The following is a 21688-nucleotide window of genomic DNA, read 5'->3' as shown; positions in this document are numbered from 1 at the left end:
TCTAAAACATGAAAACTTCAAAAAGGAGGAGTAACATGGCAAGAAAACCCAGAAAAAAAGGCGGTGCGAGGTATAAAAGGGTAGTGCTTTCTCTTCCCAAGAGGCTCTACTATGTCCTCAATGGAATAGCCATGGGAGACGAGAGGAGATTAAACAGGCTTATCAAAGGTATCCTTGAGGACAAGCTAATGGAATCAACGGTTGCGGAGCTTGAACTATACCTTGGAAGGTCTGAGGAAGAAGAGGAGGAAGAGCAAGCTCAAGAACAACAATGATAAGTAAAAGAATAAGGACCCTTGCCCCCTATAAGACGGAAACCACGGGGGCGAGGGTTAGGCTCTCCTCCAACGAGCTGTCCCTCAAACTCCCAGAAGAAGTAAAAAGGCTTATAGGAGAGGCGGCTTCCAAAATACCCTTTAATAGATATCCAGACCCAGAAGCAAGAGAGCTAAAGGAGGCTATAGCCTATCGCTTTGGAGTAAACCCGGAGAATATAGTCTTGGGCAATGGCTCAGACGAGCTTATATACTACCTTTCTATAGCGGTTGGAGAGTATGAAAAGGGTGTTTTTTATCCTGTGCCTACCTTTTCCATGTATGGCATATCTGCACAGGTTCTGGGTAGAGAGAAAATAGAAGTTAGCCTAAATGATGAGTTTGACATAGACTTGCAGAAAAGCCTTGAGCTAATAAGAGATAAAAAACCAGTCCTTGCCTACTTTGCCTATCCTAACAACCCCACTGGCAACTGCTTTAATGAAGACAAGATGAGGACTATAAGGGACGAAGGAGTTTTTACCGTAGTTGATGAAGCATATTATCACTACTCTGGGAAAACCTTTCTCAAAGAGGCGCTTGAGAGAGAGGATACGGTAGTGCTTAGGACTCTTTCGAAGATAGGCATGGCGGGTCTTAGAGTAGGTATTTTGATAGGCAAAGAGGAAGTTGTAAGAGAAATAAACAAGATAAGACTTCCTTTCAATATAACCTATCCCTCTCAAGTTATAGCGGTTTTAATGCTGAGAGACTTCTATCATATCATAGAAGAAGCCATTCAGAGAATGCTCTCAGAAAGACAAAGGGTCTACGAAGAGATGCTTAAGCTGGAAGGTATAAGGGTCTATCCCTCAGAGGCAAACTTTATCTTTTTTAAAAGTCTTTATTTTTCTGGAGATGAGCTTTATAGGAGGCTTTTGCAGAAGGGAGTGCTCGTTAGGAACTTTTCTTATATGGTGGCAAACTGTCTTAGGGTAAGTATAGGAGAAAGAGAGGAAAACGATGCCTTTCTACAAGCCTTGCATGAGGTTCTTACTACCTATTGACAAATGATAACTATTTGCATATAATAAAAGAAAACAAGCAAAGGAGGCATGCTATGAGAAAGATTACCAGAGATGAAATCCTCAACATCTACGAGTATGAAAAGGTTCGTCCACAGAAGGTTCAAGAAATTATCCAACTAAAGAAAAACAGAAGGCTTTTTATAGAACCATGGGTGCATCTTGTTTTTGAAAACAGGGAAACGGTCTGGTTTCAAATTCAAGAAATGATAAGAGCGGAGAGGATGGTAAGAGAGGAAGAGATACAGCAGGAAATAGATGTATACAACGAGTTAATACCTGATAAAAATGAATTGTCCGTTACCATGTTTATAGAAATACCTGAAGCCAGTGAAAGGAAAAGACTTCTTCCACAGCTTGTAGGCATACATGACCATCTATATTTTCACATAGGCAATAAACATACAATAAGAGCTATTGCGGACGAAAGGAGCAAAGAAGACTACGAATACGGCAAAGCTGCAGTGGTGCATTTTCTAAAGGTTAGGTTTACACAAGAGCAGATAGAGGATTTCAAAAAAGAACCTGTAAGGGTTGAGATAAACCATCCCAATTATAGAGCTTTGACCCCTATGCCAGAAGAGGTAAAGCAAGAGCTAATAAAGGACCTTATTTCTGAGTAAAATATATATTTGATGATACATGTTTATGCCAACTACGGAGGCGTTTTCAAAAAGTTTGGAATTGACCAGTTTGGAGAGATAAGAAAAGAGTCTGTAGTTTGGCTTGATGTGGAAAAGCCAAGCGACGCAGAGATTGACTGGCTAAGAAGTGCGGTAGGTTTTCATATGCCTCCCAGAGAGGTCTTTGGAGATATTGAAATAAGCAGTAAATACAAGGAAGAGGGAGAAGCTATATACATGAACCTATCCTTTGTAATACAACAAAAGGAAGATATAAGCGTTGAGCCTGTGCTTTTTTTCATAAAGGGAAGATATATGGTAAGTATAAGATACAGGGACATACCAAGCATGTTAATTTTTATAAAAAGAATGGAACAGAATCCCATAAACTTTCAATTTCCAGAAGCCATATTCTCACAGATAGTAAATATTGAAGTAGATAGGCTTGGTGATAGGCTTGAGATATTGGGAAGACGCATAAGAAACCTAAGAAAGGAGGTCTTTGTGGAACAATCGGAAGAAGTAATAAGAGAGATATCTTACTATGATGAGCTTAACATCACCATAAGGGAGACCATAAACGAAAAACTTAGAATTTTGAGCCATTTTGTGAAAAGTCCAAAGATAAATGCCCAAACAAAGAGGGAGATAAAGATAGCCCTTGATGACCTGCATACGCTCCTTGACTACACGAGCTTTTATATGGATAAGCTGGATAGTATACAAAGCTCTCTCTTGGGACTTATATCCATAAAGCAAAGCGAAGGTGTGAAGATCTTTACAGTGCTTGCGACCATATTCCTGCCTGCAACGCTCATTGCAAGTATTTTTGGTATGAACTTTGAACATATGCCAGAGCTACATTGGAAATATGGCTACCCTTACTCTTTACTCCTTATGGTTGGTATAACTCTATCACTTATATACTGGGTAAAAAGGAAGGGTTGGCTATGAAGCTGAGCTATAAGAGAGAGGATATTATCCTAGGCTTTTTCGTTATATTTTCCATATCTTACCCTTTCATTACCGCACTCCTTATTTTCTTGGAAGATGTAAAAGACAAAAAGCACGAAACGGAGGAACTTAGGGCTTTTTATAGCTTTGTGCTTGGGCTTGAGGAATGCAAAAGGGAACGAGCGGAAGAGCTTACAGAACTTGTTTCAGAAAACCTTTTAAAGGATATGGGAGGTGTGGATGGACTCCTTAGGACCTGTGAATCCTACAGAAGGGCATATCAGGGTGCAAGGGCTGAAGAGAAGGTTATCAAAGAGGGTGAGCTCCTTGTGTCCTTAATAAGGAAAGAAAAGGGAATGACCCAAAGACTGGTTTCTGTAAGGGTCTATTATGAAAAGGGAGATGAGAGCATAAAGATAAAAAGGCTTGAATATGAGAAAGGGAGTTGACATAGGGGGTAGCTTTATAAAGGTTTACTGGGAGGATGGTAGAAGGGAAAAGCATTACATAAGGGACATATCCAAAGATGGGAAACTTTTTTTACAAAGGATAAGGGAGATAGTCTTTGAGGGATATCCTTCCTCTGTGGGAGTTGCGGTTGCAGGCTTTACTTCTTTAGAGGGCGTGGTTTATAAATCTCCTAACATACCAGCCCTTGACGGGGTAAACCTTAAGGAGGTTCTTGAAGGAATTAATGTGAAGGTGGTTAACGATGTTTCTGCGGGGGCTTTTGGAGAGTGGTTTTATGACCATAGGGAAAGCAGGGTTTTGCTATTTGTTGCGGTAGGCACTGGGCTTGGTGCTGGGCTTGTGGTTAATGGAAAGCCTTTTCTGGGAGCGTGCGGAAGTGCTCTTGAGCTGGGGCATCATACTATACTTCTTGGAGGAGAAAGGTGTAGTTGTGGAAGGTTAGGGTGCTGGGAGGCTTACTGCTCCTCTTATGGTCTTGAGAGGCTATATAGAAACCTCGCAGGAGAGGATCTCAAGGACTACCAGATAATTCAGAGGGCAAAGGAGAGAGAGACCTATGCTTTGGAGGCGGTGGCAAGTTTCAGGAGGTTTCTTCTTGTGGGTCTTATGAACGCAGTTCACATACTAAACCCAGATAGGGTGGTGCTTGGTGGTGGTCTCATTGATGCCATGAAGGACCTACTTGGCAACCTTGAGACAGACCTAAAAGACCTCTGTGAAAGCCTACCTGCCAAGTGTTTCAGTCTCCATTTTTCTTCCTGTGCGGAGTATTGTATGGCACGCGGAGCTTTAGCTCTTGCACTTGTGGACGATATTTAATCTTATGGAGATTAGAAGAATAGAAGGCATTTTTCTGCAGCAGGCTATTGAGCAGTCAAAACCTTCTCAAGCACAGAAGACTGGAGAAGAGTTCAGAATAAAAGTCCTGTCAAGTGTTCCAGATGTTTTTCTTGAGCTTTCCTCTGGAGGTGGTAGCACTATAAGGGCAGAAGTTTCTTCTTCTAAGGGCAATCTTTTAACTCTACTTCTCAGAGATGGCTTTGAACTAAAGGCTGAAAACAGGTCTTCTATTAGGTTTTTCCCTGGCGATATTCTTGAGTTTAAGATTGAAGAAGGATTACCTCTCACCTTTAAGATAATGGGCCTATATAGAAAAGGCTATGACGGGAACATTTTAAACCTCCTGCTTGAAGGAGGAGAAAAGTTTTATGTGCCCATCAATCCAGAGAAGTTCATAGAAGATTTGGATAATTCTGGAATCTTTTATGAAAGAAAGTTGGTTGAATTAATTCTCGGAAAGCTAAAGCCAGATGAGGTCATTAAAGATAAGAAAGCACAGCTTATCCAGTCTTTGCTCGTGTATGCGGAGGAGCTTTCATCTTTACTTGGCATGGGGTATGAAAGGAATATTGAAGGAATAAGGAAACTTCTTGAGGTTTTAAGATTAAAGACTGAAGAGTTTAATATGGTCTCATCTTCCTTCAAGACCTTGCTCTTTGAAAACCTTGACCATGAGGAATACATGAAGTTGGTGAGATTCTTTGAGTCTGTTGGAGAGGAAAATCTACTTAAGGCTATGGAAAAAAAGGATATCCCTACTTTGCTTAAGGCTCTCTGGAATCTAACAGAAAGAGGAGTCCTTGTGGAATACAGAGGGGTCTTTGAAAGGCTAAAAGACTCCAAGGAGCCTATGGTAAGAGATTTCTTTAAGCTGGTGTTAGAAGCCTCAGAAAAGGATGTAAGAAGTGTCTACAGAAGTTTTCAAGAGTATATGGAGAAGGGTAGTAGTCTTTTGGAGTTCTACAACAGCAAAGGTGAGCACGTGCAGAATCTGCTAAGCAGGCTGGAGTTTATAGAGCATCTGCAGTGGCTTTTAGCTAAACAGGGAGATGCCTATTACATACCCATATACTACCAAGGTGGCAAGGGTGGGCTTATGTTTAAAAGCGGGAAGGAATATTCTGTGCTGTTTAAACTAGATTATACAGAAGGTTTCGTTGCTGGTCTTTTGAAGATGCCCAAGTCTAAGGAGCTTTTGGATGTTTTACTGTTTACGGATACAGAAAGCATAGCAGAAAAGATCAGGTCTGGGAAGGAGCTACTTCAAAGAATGCTTTTAGAAGAGAAAATAAAGCTCAGGAGCTTTTCTGTAAGCGTATCAACGAAAGAAAGTGTAGCAGAGACCATAAGGTCAAACTACGGAGAGGGTTTTCTCTTGTTGGTGTAGCCATGGAAAAGAAAAAGGCGATAGCTCTTAGGTATGACCAAGGAAGGGACAAAGCTCCAGTAGTTGTAGCAAAGGGCGCTGGCGAGCTTGCGGAGAAGATAATAGAAACTGCAAAAAAACACGGCGTTCCAGTTCTTGAGGACAAAGCTCTAATATCCGCATTAATGAAGGTGGAAATATACGAAGAGATACCTCCAGAGCTCTATAGGGCTGTGGCAAAGGTGCTCGTTTTTATAAAAGCTGTAAAGAGTTCAAGCTAAGTTCATATAAGCCCTGCGGGCAAGGGCTATTTGATACTTCAGAAGACTTGAAAGCCTATGGACCTCTTCTGCAGTGCTTAGCAGTATATAGTAATCGCTCTTTCTCTGAGCTTCCTCCAGAGAGCTAAGTATCGAACTTAACTTTTGTATGGGGTCTACTTCCAATAAACCATGTAGAAATATGGGACAGGATTCCTCCACCGCAGGAAGTATAAACCCCATCCAAGACAAGGCTTCAAGTATGAGATTAACCGCATAATCCTCTCTTAGCTCCTCTGGGGAGCTCAATAGTTCACCTATCATGTCAAGAAGCTCAACGTTATAATAGAGAATATCAAAGGCGGTGTTTACGCTAAGTCTTGCCTTTTGAGTGCCAGAAATGAGTAGGAGGTTTACCAACTTTTCCTGAAGTAAAAGAAGCTCCTCAACCCTTTCTAATAAGTCCCTCATAGTATGTATTTGGAAAGCTCCACATCCTTTACTATACCCTCGAGCTTTGCCCTTACAAACCTTGCATCTATTATTATCCTTTGACTTGCAAGCTCCGGTGCGTTAAAGGATATGTCCTCAAGTAGCTTCTCCATTACCGTATGAAGCCTTCTTGCACCTATGTTTTCCGTGCGATTGTTGGCTTCCTCCGCAATGCGTGCTATCTCCTCGAGGGCATCATCAGTAAACTCAAGCTCAACTCCTTCTGTTTTGAGAAGCTCTGTATACTGCACCGTAAGTGCATTTTTTGGCTCTTTTAGTATTCTCACAAAGTCCTCTCTTGTGAGAGGGTTCAGCTCAACCCTTATGGGAAACCTTCCCTGAAGTTCTGGCATAAGGTCTGAAGGCTTGGCTATATGAAAGGCACCCGCTGCAATAAAGAGTATGTGGTCTGTTCTCACAGGCCCATACTTGGTCTTTACCACCGTTCCCTCCACTATGGGTAAGAGGTCTCTTTGAACTCCTTCTCGTGATACTCCGGGACCTGCTCCTGGAGTTTTTACCGCAATTTTGTCTATCTCATCTATAAAGATTATTCCAAAGTTCTCCGCCCTGCTTATGGCTTCCCTTGCTACCTCCTCTTGGTCTATGAGCTTCTCCGCCTCCTCTGATTCAAAGACCTGGAGTGCTTCTTTTACTTTGAGCTTTCTCCTCTTCCTACCACCGCCGAGGCCACCGAGCATGTTTCTGAGCTGTTCTTCAAGCTCCTCAAGACCCGGAGGTCCAGCTATGCCTATCACCGGCACAAACTTTTCTTGAACCTCAACCTCTATAACTCTGTCTTCCAACTCTCCTTTCTTTAGCTTTTCTCTCATTTCCTCTCTTTTACCTGCATCCTGAGGGCTTCTTATTCCAAAGCTCAGCTGTTGAGGGACAAGGTAGTCAAGAAGCCTCTCTTCCGCAAGCCTCTTTGCTCTTTCTCTCACCTCTTGCATCTTTTCCTGCTTTACCATCTGGTAAGAAACCTCAACGAGCTCTCTAACCATAGACTCCACGTCCCTTCCCACATAACCTATCTCCGTATACTTTGTGGCTTCCACCTTGACAAAGGGAGCTTTTATAAGCTGGGCTATTCTGCGTGCTATTTCTGTCTTTCCCACTCCTGTGGGACCAATCATAAGGAGGTTCTTGGGTGCCACCTCGTCCCTTATATGCTCTGGCAACTTCTGTCTTCTCCACCTGTTTCTTAGGGCTATGGCAACTGCCTTTTTGGCACTTTCCTGACCCACTATATATCTGTCAAGCTCCTCTACTATTCTCTTAGGCGTAAGCTCTTCAAGAAGGTTAGAAAGGTATTTCGTCATCGTCCGCCTTCTCCCATTCTAAGGTTTCTATTTCAACATTCTTAACAAGGTGATCAAGAAAGCTATCAAGGTCTTCTGGAAAGGCTTCAGCCTTAAAGCTAAGGGGAAAAACCCTTTCCACAACCTGTATGGGTGGATTGCCTACACCGAGTGCTGGCTCAATAACCTTGGGTATGCGTCTTGAAGCCTCAAGACATGCCATTTTATATGCCTCAGAAAGTGCGGTTTCTATATCTGAAAACCTCGCTACCTCATCTCCATACTCATAAAGCACTATATCGTAGGCACTTTCCTTAAAGGCTTCCCAGTCAAGAACTTCTACCACATACTCTCTACCTTCCCACTCCCTTGTCCTTATACAGCTTTTGTCCTTTAGCTTAAAGGATATTATGTAAGAATCCACAAGATACCTGTCCGCATAGACATCAGGGAAAAAGTAAAATTCCATAGTGTTTATAATATAACATTGGTGCGTATATTTTCCAGCTCTGAAAGAGAAACTCTTAAGCTCGGAGAATTGATAGGAAAAAGCCTAAAGGGTTCGGAGGTTATCTGTCTTATTGGTCCTCTTGGTGCAGGCAAAACTACTCTGGTAAGGGGTATAGCGGAAGGTATGGGTCTACTTCAAGGCTACCAGGTGCGTAGCCCTACCTTTACTTTGATAAACGAATATCCTACAAGAAAGGGAATCCTAATGCATGCAGACCTATACAGGGTAAAAGACCTTGACCTTGAGGAGTTTGTTGGCAAAGGTGTCCTCGTGGTAGAGTGGGGAGAGGGTCTAAGTATATGCACATGCACTGTAAGAATAGATATAACAGAAGAAGGTAGGGTTTTTGAGTTTTTGGGCTGTGAAGAGCTCCTTAAAGCCCTTTCATATGACAAAGTCTATTGAGATGTTTTAGTTCAAACCTTCCAGCCTTATATCTTAGCTGTGTTATACCAGTGTTATCCATATGTATGTTCCAAAGGTTCTCAAGCCCAAGCCCAAGAGAAAGACACACAATAGCATGAAGAGTTCCACCATGTGCAACGATTAGAATGCTTGTGTGCCTTTCTTGAAGTATATCCCTCAGAAAACTCTCCACCCTGTTTTTGAAGCTTTCCATATCCTCTTGAGTAGGCAGTGGATTTTTAACAGGATTGGAAAGCCAAGCCCTAAGAAGCTCACCTTCCTCTTCCATAAGCCTCCAAAAGTGCCTACCTTCGTATTCTCCAAAGGACATCTCCCTTATACGCTCATCCACTATAACCTCAAGACCAAGCACGTCCGCAACTGTAAGTGCGGTCTTATAGGCTCTTCTTTGAGGAGAGGAGTATATTATCTCTATGCCTTTATCTGAAAGCTCCTGAGCCACAAGCCTTGCCTGAACAAAGCCCAGAGGAGTTAGGTCACTGTCTAACCTTCCTTGAAATATACCCTTTTCGTTATATTCGCTTTGTGCGTGACGCAGGAGATATAGGTTTTTGACCACAGCCTAATTATTATAACTAAAGCACTATTCTAATAACACAGCCCGCATTACCTTTTACACTTCTATCTACTTCTATATAGTTTTCCGTAAGAAGCCTATTCCCTTCTATTATGGTTGCCCTTAAGCTCTTTCCTCCGTGAGTTTCGTAGAAATTTTGCCTATTTTCCCTGTCTAATTCCTTTAAGACCTTTACCCTTTGCTCCTTTGCAGAAGAGGATACCTTTCCTTGCATTTTGCTTGCTTTGGTAAAGGGTCTATCTGAGTAGGGAAAAACATGCATATAGGCTATGGGTAGTTCCTTTAAAAGTTTGTAGGTCTGCTCAAAGTCCTCTTCTGTTTCTGTAGGAAAGCCCACTATAATGTCTGTGCCTATGGCGGATATGGGTCTTTTGCTTATTATCTTATCCACAATCCTTACATAATCGCTCACCGTGTATTCTCTCTCCATAAGCTTTAAGATTCTGTCAGACCCGCTTTGAAGTGAAATATGAAAGTGAGGTGCTATCTTTTCCTCTGAAGTTATAAGCTCTAAGAGTTCTCCGTCTATCTCGGAAGGGTGCATGGAAGACAACCTTATAAGTTCAATGTCCTTGACTTCTATAAGCCCTCTGAGAAGCTCATAAAGGCTTGTTCCCATGTCCCAGCCATACTGAGTTAGCTGTGTGCCTGTTAGGACAACTTCTTGGAAGCCTTTTTGTGCCAAGAGTTCCACCTCTTTTATAACCTTCTCGGGTGGAACGCTTCTTACCTTTCCTCTCGCATAGGGTATTACACAAAAAGTGCAAAAGCGATTACAACCCTCTTGGACCTTTATGAAGGGTCTTGCCTTTTCAAAAAAGGTTATAAGGTCAAAGCTCTCAAGTCTTGACTGACGGAAGATGTTATCTACAAAGATATTCTCTCCCTTATCCTGCAAAAACTCCTCAATCAGCTCAACTATCCTGTGCTTGTGAGAGTTTCCCACTACCATATCCACGTCCTGCATACTTGATAATGCCTGTGGGTTTACCTGTGCGTAGCACCCTGTGGCTACCACTAAGGCTTTTGGATTTTTTCTCTTTGCTCTATGTATTGCTTGACGAGAGGACCTATCCGCCTCTGAGGTAACGGTGCATGTGTTTATTATGTAAACGTCCGCTTGTTCTTGGTCGTTTAAAACCTCGTAGCCTTTTGACTTAAAGTAGTTTGCCATAAGCTCTGTATCAAAGGCGTTGCTCCTGCACCCGAGGGTTATAAGAGAAACTTTCATAGGTTTTAAATTTAAACCTTGACAAGAGGAAAAAAGTAAGTATATATATACTATCATATGAAGGAGGTTTTGAATGTTTACCATAACCGAGTATCTGATAGAAGAACACAGAGAGTGTGATGACCTGTATGCAAGAGTGGAGGAGCTTGTGAACTCTGGAAGTTGGGAAGAGGCGAGAAAGGCTTTTGAAGCTTTCAAAGACGAGACTCTCAGACACTTTCAAAAAGAAGAGGAGGTGCTATTTCCTGAGTTTGAGGGAAGGACAGGTATAGTCATGGGTCCTACGCAGGTTATGAGGATGGAGCATGCTCAGGCGAGAGAGCTTATACAGAGGATGGAACAGGCTCTTGAAAAAAGGGACAGGAAGACTTTTCTCTCCACTGGAGAAACCTTTATGATACTTATACAACAGCACAATATGAAAGAAGAGCAGATACTCTATCCCATGTGTGACCAGCATCTTGATGCACCAGAGGTTGTGCAAAAGATGGAAACACTATGAGCTTTCCCAAAGGGTTATCCCTATCTCAGGCTCCACCCTTCACTGTTGTTTCAGGCTTTTTTATAACAGCTTGTCTTTTGTGGTTTTTGGGTTCCTTGCTTGAAATCTATGCCCTTCTAACAAACAGATTAAGCATACCTTTACTTACGCATATAACTACAGTTGGCTTTGCCCTTTTTACCATGTTTGGAGCCCTTTTTCAGATGCTTCCTGTTGTGGCAGGTGCGGTAATGCAAAAGCCAAAACAAAAGGCTTTTATCTCTTGGCTTCTTTTATTGCCGGGCTATCTATTGCTGTTATTTGGTTTTTATTTAAGTAGCTTTTCTACGCTTCTTGCTGGAGCATCACTCCTCTTTACTGGGATAGCTTACACAAGCCTTCTTATGCTTAATAGGCTTATGAGGATAAAAAGCTATACTCCTACCTCGCAAGGCATAAAGTTTGCACTTTTGTTTGTGCTTATAGGAGGGTTTTCTGGCTTTCTTACTGCACTTTCTTATGGTGGCTATATAGACAACACAGAAGCCTTTCTGAAAGTGCACCGCCTATCTATGCTCTTTGGATGGATATTCCTTCTCATAGCAAGCGTTTCTTTTCAGGTTGTAGAAATGTTCTTTGTTACAAAAGCCTATCCAAGGCTTTACGCTATGAATTTTCCATACCTTTTGACTTTTGCCTTCATCTTTTCTCTTTTTGAGTTTAAACTATCAAACCTTCCACTTTCCCTGCTTGTGTTTTTTCAAGCCCTTATTACATTCCATAGACTTTTTACAAGAAAAAGAAAAATTGCGGACAAAAGCCTCTACTTCTGGTATCTTTCCCATATCCATCTTTCAATAGCTGTTATTTTTCTGGTTTTTGATGGCTTTAATTATCGTTTCCTTTTTGCCTTCTTCCTTTTCTTTTCAACTCTTATAACAGGCATGATGCTTAGGATTATTCCCTTTCTTGTGTGGTTTCACCTTAGCAATGAAGGCTCATTAAAGGTTCCTCTTATGTCTGAAGTCATAGACCAGAAGCTAATAAATCTCTGCCTTTTGCTTAGTTTTGCACTATCTTTAAGCGTATATCTCTTGCCTATTATTGGACCTGCCCTTATACCTGCCTTCATGCATTTAGCTCTTAGCTTTCTTCTTTATTACTCAGTAATTAAGGGTTCGTTTCTTTACTTTAGGCTAAGCCCTCTTTATAATCCTTCTAAATGAAAGTTTTTGTTTCCGGTGGTGGCACAGGTGGACACTTCTTCCCTGCACTGGCACTCATAGAGTGCCTTCTTGAGGAGAAGATAGATACTGTTTTTGTAGGTTCAGAAAGGGGTATAGAAAAAAGGCTCAGCGACAAGTTGCCCGTCCAAAGCCACTTTGTGCAGGCTTATCCTTTTATGGGTAGAGGTATAAAGGAGAAACTCATTTCTGTGTTTAAAAACCTCAAGGGAGCTCTGCAAGTAGCCAAGCTATTAGAAAGAGGAGACAAGGCGATAATCTTTGGAGGATACGCAAGCCTTCCTCTTGGTTTAGCCTGCCCTCTGAAGGGAGCTCCTTTATACCTTCATGAGCAAAACTCAGTGCCAAGCAAGACCAACAGGCTACTGTGGAGGTTTGCAAAAAGGGTCTTTATAACCTTCGAATACACAAAAAGATACTTTCCAAAGGAAAAGACTGTTAAGACTGGTCTGCCTGTTAGGAAATCCTTGCTGGAGGGTCTTAGTTTAAGCAAAGAAGAAGCCATTAAAAGCTTAGGTCTGGAGGACAGGACTACGCTCCTTGTGGTGGGAGGCAGTCAGGGTGCAAGTTTCTTAAACCAGATAGCCCCCGAGGTCTTTCAAAAAACAGGTTGGCAGGGCATACACATAACTGGAGAAAGAGATTACGAAAAGTTAGAGGGATTTTATAAGCAAAAAGGACTAAAAGTTTTAGTCTTGTCCTTTAGCCATGATATGCATATCCTATACAGAGCGAGCACTGTTGCCCTTAGCAGAGCGGGTGCAAGCACCATAACGGAGCTTTCTCTTTTTGGTGTGCCTTCAGTTTTTGTTCCTTTTCCTCATGCGGTTGGAGACCACCAGTATTACAATGCCAAGGAGATAGAAGACCTCGGAGGTGGACTTGTCCTAAGACAAGAGGAAGTAAGCGTAGAAAGGCTACTTGAAGAGCTAGTGCGTATACTCAAAGACCATGAGCTTTTCTCCAAAAACATAAAAGCCTTTGCCAATACACTTGCTTGTGAGGAGATAAAGAAGTATATTCTTTATGAGGAGGGAAAATGAAAAGGTTGTTTCTTTGCTTAATACTCCTTTTTAGCATCTCTTTTGCCCTCACGCCAGAAGAAGAAAAACAGTTGCTAAAAGATGTTGCGGAGATAAAGGCAACCCTAAAGGTGTTCATGGAACAGACGGAAAAAAGGTTTGAACAAATAGACAAAAGGTTTGAGCAAGTAGACAAAAGGTTTGAGGAAGTTAATCACAAAATTGAGATGATTCTGGTCTTTATGGGTATTCTTGCTGGCACTTTTGCTACCATAACTGCGGTAACCATAGGCTTTGCCATATGGGACAGGAGAACCATGATAAGACCCTTTGAAGACAAGTTCAAAAAGGTAGAAGAAGAGCTCACAGAAAACAAGGCAAAGATGAAAGACTTCCTTGAAGCCTTAAGGAAACTGGCAAAAAGAGATGAGGAGCTTGCAAAATTCTTAAGGGAAAGAAATCTACTTTAAGGAGGGTATAAACATGGAAGTAAGAAAGGCGGTTTTGCCAGTAGCAGGCTGGGGGACAAGGTTTTTGCCAGCAACAAAAGCCATGCCAAAGGAGATGTTTCCTATAATTGATAAGCCTGTCATTCAGTTTATCGTGGAAGAGTGTTTGGAGGCAGGCATTGACAATATTATATTCGTCACAGGAAGACATAAAAGACCCATTGAACACCACTTTGATATAAACACAGACCTTGAAAAGCACTTGGAACAATGTGGAAAAACAGAGCTTTTGAAAAACATAATGGAGATAAGCAGGTTAATAAATCCCATATATATAAGACAAAAAGAGCAATTAGGACTTGGTCATGCGGTGCTTGTGGCAGAGCCTGTGGTGGGTTATGAGCCTTTCATAGTTTGTCTGGGAGACGTGATACTCAGAGATGAGGATAATGTGCTAAGAAAAATGATGGACGTATACAAGAGGTTTGGTAAAAGCGTGATAGCGGTCTTTGAAGTGGAGCAAAGGGAGGTCTCAAAATACGGCATTATAGACGGCAGGCATATTGAAAAGGACATATACATAATAGATGACCTTGTGGAAAAGCCAAAGCCTGAAGAAGCTCCTTCAAGACTTGCCATAGTAGGGAGGTATCTCTTTACTCCAAGGATATTTGAAAAACTTAAGATAACACCACCCGGTAAGGGAGGTGAGATACAGCTCACTGACGCCATCAGACTACTGCTTGAGGAAGAAGCGGTCTATGCCATAAAGGTTGACTCAAGGGTATACGACACGGGAACACCTATGGGATACATACAGACCATCCTTGAATTTGCATTGCAGAGGGAAGACCTAAGAGAAGGACTACTCAGATATATGAGAGACCTCACAATAGAGCCCACTGAGGTATAATTTATAACCATTATGTTGAGGCTATCCTTAGGACTTGCTATACTGTTTACCTACATAGTGATGATATGGGGAGGGGCGGTCAGGTCAACGGATTCTGGACTTGCCTGTCCTGATTGGCCCCTCTGCTATGGCAACTTTCAACTACCAAAGGAGACCTCCGCAAAGTTAGAAATGGGACACAGAACGGTCAGCGGGCTCGCAGGTATTTTTGTATTCCTTACCTTTTTCCTTTTGTGGTTCAAATACAAGACCGCTCCAAAATCTGCAAAGATAGCATCTCTTGTTGCCTTACTCTTTACCATATCCGCTGCACTTACTGGGATGAAGATGATAAGGTTAGAAGCTCCAAACCTCAAATATGTGTCTCATATGCTTCTTGAGTCCTTCCACATATACGAGTCCATGATAATTCTTGGTGCTTTGGTTTTAACTTATAGATTTTTGCAAAGGGAGGAAAAGCCTTCTGGTGGTGTGCCTCTTTGGGCTTATGCCTTTGCCCTTACCACTATGATAACCGGTGTCCTTGTGCGATACACAGGTTCTGGTGAAGCCTGTGGTCATGAGTGGCCTACCTGTGCAGGAAAGCTAATACCAGACCTTACTAACTGGCAGGTCGCTCTCCAATTCGCCCACAGGAACATAGCCTATGTTACATGGCTTGCCTTTCTTTTGGCTATGGTATCTAACTTTAACAGGACAACACTTACCGCCTTTGTCTTTATAAACCTTCAGTTCCTGTTTGCTATCTCCATGGTGGTATCTGGCTTTTTCCTCCCACTTGTGTTTCTTGACACCGCTATGGGCTTTTTCCTTTTTGCTTGGCTTACATACAACCTTCAACTTAGCAAAACTCCAGAGCCAAGGGTAAAACCTGCATGGTAAGTAGGGCGGTGGTATACAGTAGTCTTATAAGGGATTACATAATCCTCACAAAGCCTGGCATAGTCTTGCTTGTTCTGATAACAACTCTTACTGGCATGTATTTTGCCAAAAGAGGCTTTCCAGACCCTTGGCTTGTCTTTTGGACACTTCTTGGGACTGGGCTTGCCTCTGCAGGTTCTGCAGTTCTCAATCAGTTTTTTGACAGGGACTTGGACGCCCTTATGAGCAGGACAAAGGACAGACCTCTGCCAAGCGGAAGCATACCATCTTTGAATGCCCTTGTCTTCGGTTTGTCTTTGCTTGTGCTTTCTGCAGTGGTGATGCTCCTTAAGGTAAACATGCTTGCAACTTTTTTTGTTTTCCTCGCTTCCTTCTTCTATGTGGTGATATATACCATTGCCTTAAAGAGAAAAAGTCCTTTGGCTACAGAAATAGGTGGTGTTTCAGGTGCTCTTCCTCCTGTGATAGGGTATGCGTCAGTGAGAGGAGAGGTAGGCTTTGAAGCTCTTATACTTTTTCTCATAATGTTCATGTGGCAACCACCCCACTTCTGGGTTTTGGCAATAAAGTATGCAGAGGACTACAAAAGAGCCGGAATTCCAACCCTTCCTGTATCAAAGGGAATAGAGCATACAAAGATAAAAACCCTCATATATACAGCAGGGCTTTTGCCACTGAGCCTATTGCCTTCAATCTACGGAATTGCAGGACACATATACTTTGTCTCCGCTCTCCTCTTAAGTGGTCTATACCTTCTTCTCACTCTCAAGTTTGTCCTTTCAAAAAAGCCCAACGGTATGTTTTTGTTTTTCTACTCAATCCTATATATAGCCCTTCTGTTTTCCGTAATGGTCTTTGACATGAGGAGATAGACCATGCACAGAAAATGGCTTTTGCTTTCTATTGTTTCTTTGGGTCTTGGTGGCTTGCTTGCCCTTGTGGCTGCAGTAGCAAGAACTCCTGCAATCTATAAGCTCGTTCCCCCAGGTTATTTTTACCACGCCATTATAGGACACGTAGACCTCGCCATAGTGGGTTTTTTCCTTACCTTCACCCTCCTTTTGTGGCAATTAACCTTTAAAGAAGAGTTAAAAACACCCTTTTACTTTTCTCTAACTGGCATTTTCTTTATAGCCCTTGTTTCCCTTCTGGGAGTTGGTAAGGGAGTATCTAACAACTACCTTCCCACCATAGACCATCCACTTTTCTGGCTTGGTGCTTTACTCTTTTTTGCCGGTTTTTGGCTCGGTGGTTTTGGACTTCTGACAAAGGCTGAAAAAGGTATATTCTCAGAAAACCCAAGAGAGCACTTAGCATCAATTTCTGTATTGCTTTCTATTTTTATGTTACTCGCCTTTCTTACCTCCATACCAAAGGTAGGCTCAAGAGAGGAGCTTTATCTTTTCTACGAAAGGCTCTATTGGGCACCAGGACATACCCATCAGTTTATAAACGGTGTAATGCTTCTATACGCTTGGTATTACTTGTTTGAGATAAAGGGTATAAGGCTTGAACTTGGAAGGCTTAGATATGTGAGCTTTTTGTTTCTTTCCTTTTGCTTTATGTATGTGTTTATTCCCATAGTTTTTGCAGATCCTGTTTCTGAAAGTGCAAGAAGACTTACAGACCTGGGATATGCGGTAGGGCTTGGTCTTCCCATATTCTTCCATATATACTTCTTGCTTAAAAACTATAAGATGGGCAAAGACCTATATTCCACAGCCTTTTTTATATCCCTTGTTCTCTACCTGCTTGGTGTATTTATTGCCTACGCTGGAGTTTTGCCTTCCCTTGTGTCTTATTTTATTAACCCATCAAGCGAATACATAGGCATGAAGTCAAACCTTAGCATTCCTGCCCATTATCATGGAGTAATAACCAGTCAGACTCTCGCCTTTATGACAATTGCATATTATCTTTTTAAGGAGCTGGGTTATACCCAAAGGCTCAGCAAAATATCCTTACCCCAAGTTTATCTATACGGCACTGGCATGGTGCTTTTTGTGTTGGGACTCTTTTTTGCAGGTTTAAGGAATGCACCAAGAAAAACCTATGGCACAGGCTTTACCGATGACCCATTAGTGCTTATGTCTTTGGGTCTAATGGGTATTGGCACACTTCTTGCAGTTGCAGGTGGTGTTATATTTGTTCTCTACTCTCTTAAAGTGTTATTTGGTAGAAGTTCTCCACAATAGGGTGTTTTGAATCTGTCTTTTCCGTGTCCCTTACAACCCTTATAGTTCTCATACCAGCGGACCTTGCACAGTCAAGCTCCTCCTCCAAGTCAGACAAAAACAAACACTCCTCCGGCTTTAGACCTATAAGCTCAGCAATTTTCAGATAAGACTCCTTCTCCTTTTTACTTCCCACAGAAGTGTCAAAAAAGCCATCAAAAAGATAGGTAAGGTCTCCGTAGTCTGTGTTTCCAAAAAAGAGCTTTTGAGCCTTTACAGAACCAGAAGAGTAAACATAGAGCCTATAGCCTTGCTCCTTCCACTCTTTGAGTTTTTTATAAGCATCTTCGTATATGTGTCCTTTTAACTCTCCTGACTTAAACCCCTCTTCCCATATATGCCCTTGAAGTTCTTTGAGAAGTGGTTCTTTTAGGTCTTTATCTATCCATTCTTCAAAGGTCTTTACCGCAGTGTCAAGGTCTATGCTTCTTTGGAGTTTTTCCTCAAGTCCTCTTATTAGCTCCTTGACCTTATCCTCTTGCCAATAAGCCTCAAGAAAACTTCTAAGCCTTATCTCTGAGTAGGGAAACATAACCTCTTTTACATAGGATATGGATGAGGTTGTTCCTTCTATATCCGTTATAATTGCCCTTATCATCTTAGCTTCAAGATTTGGTCGTGGCTTGGTATTTTTTTGGATATATCAGAGCCTGTGAAGTTTGCCACCCAACCGTCAGGTATGGAGAAAAACCTAATAGCCTTAAAGAACGGCTCTGTTCCCATATCAAACCAGTGCTTTGTGTTTGCAGGCACGCTTATGAAATCACCCTTCTCACACAAGACCACGTAGACTTTATCCTCAGGGTGCAGGTAAAAGGTTCCACAGCCATCCACGAAAAACCTCACTTCAAAGTCTGAGTGCGTATGCTCTGAAAGAAACATATTTCTTAGCTCTTCCTTTTTTGGATGCTCTGGTGTTAGGCTTACCACATCAATGGACTTAAAGTCAAACTCCTTCACTATCCTGTCCACATCCTCCTTGTAGGCTTCAAGCACCTCTTCTTGACCTGCAGACCAGGGAAGCTCTGCCTTCGCCTCCCACCTTTCAAAGCGTATTCCAATGGACGCAAGCCTCTGAGATATCTTTTCGTAGTCCCTTTCAACTTCCAAAAGCCTTCCTTCCTCGTCATAAACCACAAGCAAGCTCATTTCGGACCTCCTAAGTTTATTATAGCCTAAACTCAAAAGTGTCTTTTGTCCTCATCTAAATTGTTAGTTTAAAATGCACTTCCTCCGCAATATTCATCTGCACCATCTTTCTATTTATGTGGATTTTGTTTTTAAGAAACACTCTGGCAATAACCGTATCATGAGGACTTTCTTCGCTATTACTCACAAACTTCAAAAACACCTCTTTACCCTTTACATAACGGTTCAAATATTCTAAAGCAGAATTCTTATCCTTAATTCTCACACCAGCCAATTTTACTTTAATGCCAGTAGAAAGTAAAAGGGTATCTTCTGAAAGCACTTTTATAACTTTGTATAATCTATCTCCGTTAAACTTAAACTTCTTTTCCTCAATCAATGGCTTAGCATCTTTTACCTTTGGCTCATAATTGACCTCTTCTACCTTATAGTCCTGAACTTCTCTTTTTATAACCTCAAGCCCAAACAAACCTAATTTCTCTCTCACCAATTTAATGTAGTCTTCCTTTATCTCGTAGCCTATGGCTTTTCTACCAAGCTCTAAGGCTACTTTAAGGGTTGTCCCACTGCCTGCAAAAGGGTCAAGCACCGTGTCTCCTACAAAGGAAAACATCTTTATTAACCTTCTTGGAAGCTCTTCTGGAAAAACCGCCTCGTGGTTAATTTGTTTTGCACCTGCGAATTTCCAATGACCAGAGAAATATTCCTTCCATTCTTCCTTTGTCAATTTTGAAGCCTCTTTAACGCTTTTTTCAACCTTGCGTTTACCTTCTTTTTTAAAAATTAGTATAAACTCATAGTCTATTTCTACAACACCATTCGGCGGATATGGAAAACTACCCATTATGTTTGCTCCACCTGTGGTATTCATAGTTGTCTTTTTCTGCCATATTATAGCACCCATATAGTCAAAGCCTATTTCTTCACACATGCATATTATCTCCGCATGGATAGGTATAACTTTATACGCTCCATATACTATGCTACGGGCAAACTGGTCTCCTATGTTTATGCAAAGTTTAGTTCCTCCTTTTAGAACCCTGTAGCATTCTTTAAAGACCGCGTATAGGCTTTTTAAATACTCGTGCAGGCTCTGTCCATATCCTATTTGACCTTCAACTCCATAGTCTTTAATGTGCCAATAGGGTGGAGAGGTAATGACAAGGTCTATGCTATCGTCCCTTAACTCCTTCATGCTTCTTGCATCCGCAATATAAAGCCTCGCCTTCATGCCAAAGGCATTAGCCTGAGCTCACACTCAAAAAGGAACTCAAAAGCCTCAAGCCTTATATAAGCCTCCCTTATGCTTTTACCCCATGTGTATAAGCCATGAGACCTAAGGAGAAAGCCGTAAACCTTTTCTTCTCTCAGCTTTTTCTCAATTCTCTTAGATAACTCCTCCATGTCTTGGGAGTTTTCAAGGACAGGCACGCTTATACTCGTTTCGTGGGTTTTTATACCCTCAAAGGCTTTCAGAAGCTCATACCCTTCAAGCCTTATGTCTTCTTGTGCCATTCTTGATATTAACGTGGAGTTTATAGAATGCACATGCAAGACGGACTTTACCTCTGGAAAAACCCTATAGACTAAGAGATGAAGCTCTGTTTCTGCAGAAGGCTTTTTTGAGCCTTCCAATACCTCTCCCTTTAGATTAACCACCACAAAGTCTTCTCTTGTAAGATGCCCCTTATGGCTTCCTGAAGCGGTAATAAGCACCCTCTCATCTTCAAGCCTCACAGAAAGGTTTCCACCACTTGCAGGTAGCCAACCCCTTGAATGCAAAAGCCTTCCTATCTCTATAAGCTCGGAAATCTCCCTATGCATTGGAACTTATAATTTTAGCACTCTAATTGAAAATCCTCACTATCCTATAGTATGTGTCCCTCTGAGCAGGGATAAAGCCTGCGGACTTTATGGCTTGAACCATGTCCTCTACCTTCGGTATACTTACCTTGTAGGAAGTAGAAGAAATGACATTCTCCTCTATCATCACACTGCCAAGGTCGTTGGCACCAAAGTACAGTCCCACAGTTCCCACCTGCATGGTCTGAGTTACGTGAGAGCTTTGTATATTCTTGAAGTTGTCAAGGTATATCCTTGATATGGCAAGCACCTTGAGATAGTAGGTAGAAGAGGCTTCCTCCACCTTGTCCAATAGGGTATTACCCTTTTTAAAAGTCCAAGGTATAAAGGCGGTAAAGCCACCTGTTTCATCTTGTATCCTTCTTATCCTCTCCAAGTGCTCCACTATATGCTCTGGCTTTTCCACATGACCAAACATCATAGTGGCGGTAGAGGTCATACCAAGCTCATGGGCGGTCCTGTGCACGAGCTCCCACTCCTCTACACTGCACTTGCCTGGGCTTAGAAAACTTCTTACTTCCTTAGACAAAATCTCCGCACCACCACCGGGCAGAGAGTCAAGACCTGCATCCTTGAGCCTTTTTAAGACTTCCCTTACGCTTAGCCTTTCTATCTTTGCCAGATAGACTATCTCAGGAGCGGAAAAGGAATGAACTTGAACTTGTGGAAACCTCTCCTTTATGGAGCTTATGAGGTCTTCGTAATATTCTATTGGCAGGTCTGGGTTTAGACCACCTTGCATAAGGAGAGTAGTTCCACCCCAATCCACCAGCTCTTGCACCTTCTTGAGGATTTCCCCCTTTGAGAGCACATAACCCTCTGGCGAGCCTACCTTTCTCTGAAAGGCACAAAACTTGCACCCAGCAACACACACATTGGTGTAGTTGACATTTCTGTCTATTACAAAGGTGGCTATGTTCTCAGGATGATGTCTTTTCCTTATCTCGTTGGCAAGAAAGCCAAGAGTGGATAGATCTTCCTCAAAGAGCCTAAGGGCTTCCTCTGGGCTTATCCTTTCGCCTTCAAGGACTTTATCGTAAATCTCTGTTTGCGTCTTCAT

Annotated in this window: 27 protein-coding genes; 17 read left to right on the top strand and 10 right to left on the bottom strand. The window is 42.0% G+C overall.

Annotated elements, in window-relative coordinates:
* Positions 1–35 precede the first annotated feature (35 nt).
* The 8 genes from IAE16_RS06420 to IAE16_RS06385 are packed head-to-tail and all read left to right on the top strand — an operon-like array spanning position 36 to position 5874.
* Complete coding sequence (locus tag IAE16_RS06420; protein ID WP_323699946.1) at positions 36–275, top strand: hypothetical protein; 240 nt, start codon at positions 36–38, stop codon at positions 273–275.
* Positions 272–1321 carry a histidinol-phosphate transaminase gene (gene hisC / locus IAE16_RS06415; protein WP_323699945.1) on the top strand — a complete coding sequence of 350 codons (1050 nt, stop codon included), beginning with the start codon at positions 272–274 and terminating at the stop codon, positions 1319–1321. Before IAE16_RS06420 ends, hisC begins: the two co-directional genes overlap by 4 nt.
* A 53-nt stretch (positions 1322–1374) precedes the next feature.
* Positions 1375–1962, top strand: a complete 588-nt coding sequence (locus tag IAE16_RS06410; RefSeq protein WP_323699944.1) for a DUF3501 family protein — start codon at positions 1375–1377, stop codon at positions 1960–1962.
* Positions 1963–1974: 12 nt separating this feature from the next.
* On the top strand, positions 1975–2916 hold the full coding sequence (locus IAE16_RS06405; protein ID WP_323699943.1) for a magnesium transporter CorA family protein: 942 nt from the start codon (positions 1975–1977) through the stop codon (positions 2914–2916).
* The gene (locus IAE16_RS06400) at positions 2913–3365 is read left to right on the top strand and encodes a hypothetical protein (protein ID WP_323699941.1); all 453 of its coding nucleotides are present in this window, start codon (positions 2913–2915) and stop codon (positions 3363–3365) included. The genes IAE16_RS06405 and IAE16_RS06400 overlap by 4 nt, the downstream gene beginning before the upstream one ends.
* The gene (locus IAE16_RS06395) at positions 3349–4206 is read left to right on the top strand and encodes an ROK family protein (protein WP_323699940.1); all 858 of its coding nucleotides are present in this window, start codon (positions 3349–3351) and stop codon (positions 4204–4206) included. Before IAE16_RS06400 ends, IAE16_RS06395 begins: the two co-directional genes overlap by 17 nt.
* A 4-nt stretch (positions 4207–4210) precedes the next feature.
* A complete protein-coding gene (locus IAE16_RS06390; protein WP_323699938.1) occupies positions 4211–5614 on the top strand; it encodes a hypothetical protein in 1404 nt (467 codons plus the stop codon).
* Positions 5615–5616: 2 nt separating this feature from the next.
* Positions 5617–5874: an EscU/YscU/HrcU family type III secretion system export apparatus switch protein gene (locus IAE16_RS06385; RefSeq protein WP_323699937.1), complete on the top strand. Its 258-nt coding sequence runs from the start codon at positions 5617–5619 to the stop codon at positions 5872–5874.
* Here IAE16_RS06385 and IAE16_RS06380 read toward each other — a convergent pair.
* From IAE16_RS06380 to IAE16_RS06370, 3 genes are read right to left on the bottom strand one after another with little or no spacing between them, the layout of a single operon-like run.
* Positions 5866–6324 (bottom strand): hypothetical protein, encoded by a 459-nt coding sequence (locus IAE16_RS06380; RefSeq protein WP_323699935.1) that lies wholly within the window; start codon positions 6322–6324, stop codon positions 5866–5868. The two genes, IAE16_RS06385 and IAE16_RS06380, sit on opposite strands and share 9 nt — an antisense overlap.
* On the bottom strand, positions 6321–7667 hold the full coding sequence (gene hslU, locus IAE16_RS06375; protein WP_323699934.1) for an ATP-dependent protease ATPase subunit HslU: 1347 nt from the start codon (positions 7665–7667) through the stop codon (positions 6321–6323). The genes IAE16_RS06380 and hslU overlap by 4 nt, the downstream gene beginning before the upstream one ends.
* On the bottom strand, positions 7648–8115 hold the full coding sequence (locus IAE16_RS06370) for a hypothetical protein (RefSeq protein ID WP_323699933.1): 468 nt from the start codon (positions 8113–8115) through the stop codon (positions 7648–7650). Before IAE16_RS06370 ends, hslU begins: the two co-directional genes overlap by 20 nt.
* Positions 8116–8136: 21 nt before the next feature.
* Here IAE16_RS06370 and tsaE point away from each other — a divergent pair, with 21 nt between their 5' ends.
* The gene (tsaE, locus tag IAE16_RS06365) at positions 8137–8562 is read left to right on the top strand and encodes a tRNA (adenosine(37)-N6)-threonylcarbamoyltransferase complex ATPase subunit type 1 TsaE (RefSeq protein WP_323699932.1); all 426 of its coding nucleotides are present in this window, start codon (positions 8137–8139) and stop codon (positions 8560–8562) included.
* On the opposite strand, the gene IAE16_RS06360 is transcribed toward tsaE, so the two are convergent.
* Both IAE16_RS06360 and mtaB read right to left on the bottom strand, forming a co-directional pair.
* Complete coding sequence (locus tag IAE16_RS06360; RefSeq protein WP_323699931.1) at positions 8531–9142, bottom strand: histidine phosphatase family protein; 612 nt, start codon at positions 9140–9142, stop codon at positions 8531–8533. The two genes, tsaE and IAE16_RS06360, sit on opposite strands and share 32 nt — an antisense overlap.
* Before the next feature lie 16 nt (positions 9143–9158).
* Positions 9159–10391, bottom strand: a complete 1233-nt coding sequence (gene mtaB, locus IAE16_RS06355; protein WP_323699930.1) for a tRNA (N(6)-L-threonylcarbamoyladenosine(37)-C(2))-methylthiotransferase MtaB — start codon at positions 10389–10391, stop codon at positions 9159–9161.
* Positions 10392–10464: 73 nt separating this feature from the next.
* Here mtaB and IAE16_RS06350 point away from each other — a divergent pair, with 73 nt between their 5' ends.
* The 8 genes from IAE16_RS06350 to IAE16_RS06315 are packed head-to-tail and all read left to right on the top strand — an operon-like array spanning position 10465 to position 17577.
* Positions 10465–10893 (top strand): hemerythrin domain-containing protein, encoded by a 429-nt coding sequence (locus tag IAE16_RS06350; RefSeq protein WP_323699929.1) that lies wholly within the window; start codon positions 10465–10467, stop codon positions 10891–10893.
* Positions 10890–12098 (top strand): hypothetical protein, encoded by a 1209-nt coding sequence (locus IAE16_RS06345; RefSeq protein ID WP_323699928.1) that lies wholly within the window; start codon positions 10890–10892, stop codon positions 12096–12098. Before IAE16_RS06350 ends, IAE16_RS06345 begins: the two co-directional genes overlap by 4 nt.
* A complete protein-coding gene (murG, locus tag IAE16_RS06340; protein WP_323699926.1) occupies positions 12095–13159 on the top strand; it encodes an undecaprenyldiphospho-muramoylpentapeptide beta-N-acetylglucosaminyltransferase in 1065 nt (354 codons plus the stop codon). Before IAE16_RS06345 ends, murG begins: the two co-directional genes overlap by 4 nt.
* The gene (locus tag IAE16_RS06335; protein ID WP_323699925.1) at positions 13156–13608 is read left to right on the top strand and encodes a hypothetical protein; all 453 of its coding nucleotides are present in this window, start codon (positions 13156–13158) and stop codon (positions 13606–13608) included. Before murG ends, IAE16_RS06335 begins: the two co-directional genes overlap by 4 nt.
* Before the next feature lie 13 nt (positions 13609–13621).
* Entirely contained in the window at positions 13622–14500 is an 879-nt protein-coding gene (gene galU, locus IAE16_RS06330; RefSeq protein ID WP_323699924.1) for a UTP--glucose-1-phosphate uridylyltransferase GalU, read from the top strand.
* 12 nt (positions 14501–14512) lie between these two features.
* Positions 14513–15382: a COX15/CtaA family protein gene (locus IAE16_RS06325; protein WP_323699923.1), complete on the top strand. Its 870-nt coding sequence runs from the start codon at positions 14513–14515 to the stop codon at positions 15380–15382.
* Positions 15376–16254 (top strand): heme o synthase, encoded by an 879-nt coding sequence (gene cyoE / locus IAE16_RS06320; protein WP_323699921.1) that lies wholly within the window; start codon positions 15376–15378, stop codon positions 16252–16254. Before IAE16_RS06325 ends, cyoE begins: the two co-directional genes overlap by 7 nt.
* Before the next feature lie 3 nt (positions 16255–16257).
* A complete protein-coding gene (locus tag IAE16_RS06315) occupies positions 16258–17577 on the top strand; it encodes a heme-copper oxidase family protein (RefSeq protein WP_323699920.1) in 1320 nt (439 codons plus the stop codon).
* On the opposite strand, the gene mtnC is transcribed toward IAE16_RS06315, so the two are convergent.
* From mtnC to mqnC, 5 genes are read right to left on the bottom strand one after another with little or no spacing between them, the layout of a single operon-like run.
* Positions 17543–18214: an acireductone synthase gene (gene mtnC / locus IAE16_RS06310; protein WP_323699918.1), complete on the bottom strand. Its 672-nt coding sequence runs from the start codon at positions 18212–18214 to the stop codon at positions 17543–17545. The two genes, IAE16_RS06315 and mtnC, sit on opposite strands and share 35 nt — an antisense overlap.
* A complete protein-coding gene (locus IAE16_RS06305) occupies positions 18211–18765 on the bottom strand; it encodes a 1,2-dihydroxy-3-keto-5-methylthiopentene dioxygenase (protein WP_323699917.1) in 555 nt (184 codons plus the stop codon). The genes mtnC and IAE16_RS06305 overlap by 4 nt, the downstream gene beginning before the upstream one ends.
* A gap of 55 nt (positions 18766–18820) precedes the next feature.
* Positions 18821–19996 carry a DNA-methyltransferase gene (locus tag IAE16_RS06300; RefSeq protein ID WP_323699916.1) on the bottom strand — a complete coding sequence of 392 codons (1176 nt, stop codon included), beginning with the start codon at positions 19994–19996 and terminating at the stop codon, positions 18821–18823.
* The gene (locus tag IAE16_RS06295; protein ID WP_323699915.1) at positions 19993–20589 is read right to left on the bottom strand and encodes a methylthioribulose 1-phosphate dehydratase; all 597 of its coding nucleotides are present in this window, start codon (positions 20587–20589) and stop codon (positions 19993–19995) included. Before IAE16_RS06295 ends, IAE16_RS06300 begins: the two co-directional genes overlap by 4 nt.
* 22 nt (positions 20590–20611) lie before the next feature.
* On the bottom strand, positions 20612–21688 hold the full coding sequence (mqnC, locus tag IAE16_RS06290) for a cyclic dehypoxanthinyl futalosine synthase (RefSeq protein WP_323699914.1): 1077 nt from the start codon (positions 21686–21688) through the stop codon (positions 20612–20614).

The organism is Hydrogenobacter sp. T-2 (assembly GCF_033971325.1).
In the GTDB taxonomy this organism is placed as follows: Bacteria; Aquificota; Aquificia; order Aquificales; family Aquificaceae; genus Pampinifervens; species Pampinifervens diazotrophicum.
Note: the sequence above shows the minus strand (reverse complement) of the source record. Positions and strands in the feature narration are given on the sequence as shown.

Bases quoted from the DNA above. Each gene is read 5' to 3' on its own strand.
- IAE16_RS06420 (WP_323699946.1), top strand. From the start codon at position 36: ATGGCAAGAAAACCCAGAAAAAAAGGCGGTGCGAGGTATAAAAGGGTA.
- hisC (WP_323699945.1), top strand. From the start codon at position 272: ATGATAAGTAAAAGAATAAGGACCCTTGCCCCCTATAAGACGGAAACC.
- IAE16_RS06410 (WP_323699944.1), top strand. From the start codon at position 1,375: ATGAGAAAGATTACCAGAGATGAAATCCTCAACATCTACGAGTATGAA.
- IAE16_RS06405 (WP_323699943.1), top strand. From the start codon at position 1,975: ATGATACATGTTTATGCCAACTACGGAGGCGTTTTCAAAAAGTTTGGA.
- IAE16_RS06400 (WP_323699941.1), top strand. From the start codon at position 2,913: ATGAAGCTGAGCTATAAGAGAGAGGATATTATCCTAGGCTTTTTCGTT.
- IAE16_RS06395 (WP_323699940.1), top strand. From the start codon at position 3,349: ATGAGAAAGGGAGTTGACATAGGGGGTAGCTTTATAAAGGTTTACTGG.
- IAE16_RS06390 (WP_323699938.1), top strand. From the start codon at position 4,211: ATGGAGATTAGAAGAATAGAAGGCATTTTTCTGCAGCAGGCTATTGAG.
- IAE16_RS06385 (WP_323699937.1), top strand. From the start codon at position 5,617: ATGGAAAAGAAAAAGGCGATAGCTCTTAGGTATGACCAAGGAAGGGAC.
- IAE16_RS06380 (WP_323699935.1), bottom strand. From the start codon at position 6,324: ATGAGGGACTTATTAGAAAGGGTTGAGGAGCTTCTTTTACTTCAGGAA.
- hslU (WP_323699934.1), bottom strand. From the start codon at position 7,667: ATGACGAAATACCTTTCTAACCTTCTTGAAGAGCTTACGCCTAAGAGA.
- IAE16_RS06370 (WP_323699933.1), bottom strand. From the start codon at position 8,115: ATGGAATTTTACTTTTTCCCTGATGTCTATGCGGACAGGTATCTTGTG.
- mtaB (WP_323699930.1), bottom strand. From the start codon at position 10,391: ATGAAAGTTTCTCTTATAACCCTCGGGTGCAGGAGCAACGCCTTTGAT.
- IAE16_RS06350 (WP_323699929.1), top strand. From the start codon at position 10,465: ATGTTTACCATAACCGAGTATCTGATAGAAGAACACAGAGAGTGTGAT.
- IAE16_RS06345 (WP_323699928.1), top strand. From the start codon at position 10,890: ATGAGCTTTCCCAAAGGGTTATCCCTATCTCAGGCTCCACCCTTCACT.
- murG (WP_323699926.1), top strand. From the start codon at position 12,095: ATGAAAGTTTTTGTTTCCGGTGGTGGCACAGGTGGACACTTCTTCCCT.
- IAE16_RS06335 (WP_323699925.1), top strand. From the start codon at position 13,156: ATGAAAAGGTTGTTTCTTTGCTTAATACTCCTTTTTAGCATCTCTTTT.
- galU (WP_323699924.1), top strand. From the start codon at position 13,622: ATGGAAGTAAGAAAGGCGGTTTTGCCAGTAGCAGGCTGGGGGACAAGG.
- IAE16_RS06325 (WP_323699923.1), top strand. From the start codon at position 14,513: ATGTTGAGGCTATCCTTAGGACTTGCTATACTGTTTACCTACATAGTG.
- cyoE (WP_323699921.1), top strand. From the start codon at position 15,376: ATGGTAAGTAGGGCGGTGGTATACAGTAGTCTTATAAGGGATTACATA.
- IAE16_RS06315 (WP_323699920.1), top strand. From the start codon at position 16,258: ATGCACAGAAAATGGCTTTTGCTTTCTATTGTTTCTTTGGGTCTTGGT.
- mtnC (WP_323699918.1), bottom strand. From the start codon at position 18,214: ATGATAAGGGCAATTATAACGGATATAGAAGGAACAACCTCATCCATA.
- IAE16_RS06305 (WP_323699917.1), bottom strand. From the start codon at position 18,765: ATGAGCTTGCTTGTGGTTTATGACGAGGAAGGAAGGCTTTTGGAAGTT.
- IAE16_RS06300 (WP_323699916.1), bottom strand. From the start codon at position 19,996: ATGAAGGCGAGGCTTTATATTGCGGATGCAAGAAGCATGAAGGAGTTA.
- IAE16_RS06295 (WP_323699915.1), bottom strand. From the start codon at position 20,589: ATGCATAGGGAGATTTCCGAGCTTATAGAGATAGGAAGGCTTTTGCAT.
- mqnC (WP_323699914.1), bottom strand. From the start codon at position 21,688: ATGAAGACGCAAACAGAGATTTACGATAAAGTCCTTGAAGGCGAAAGG.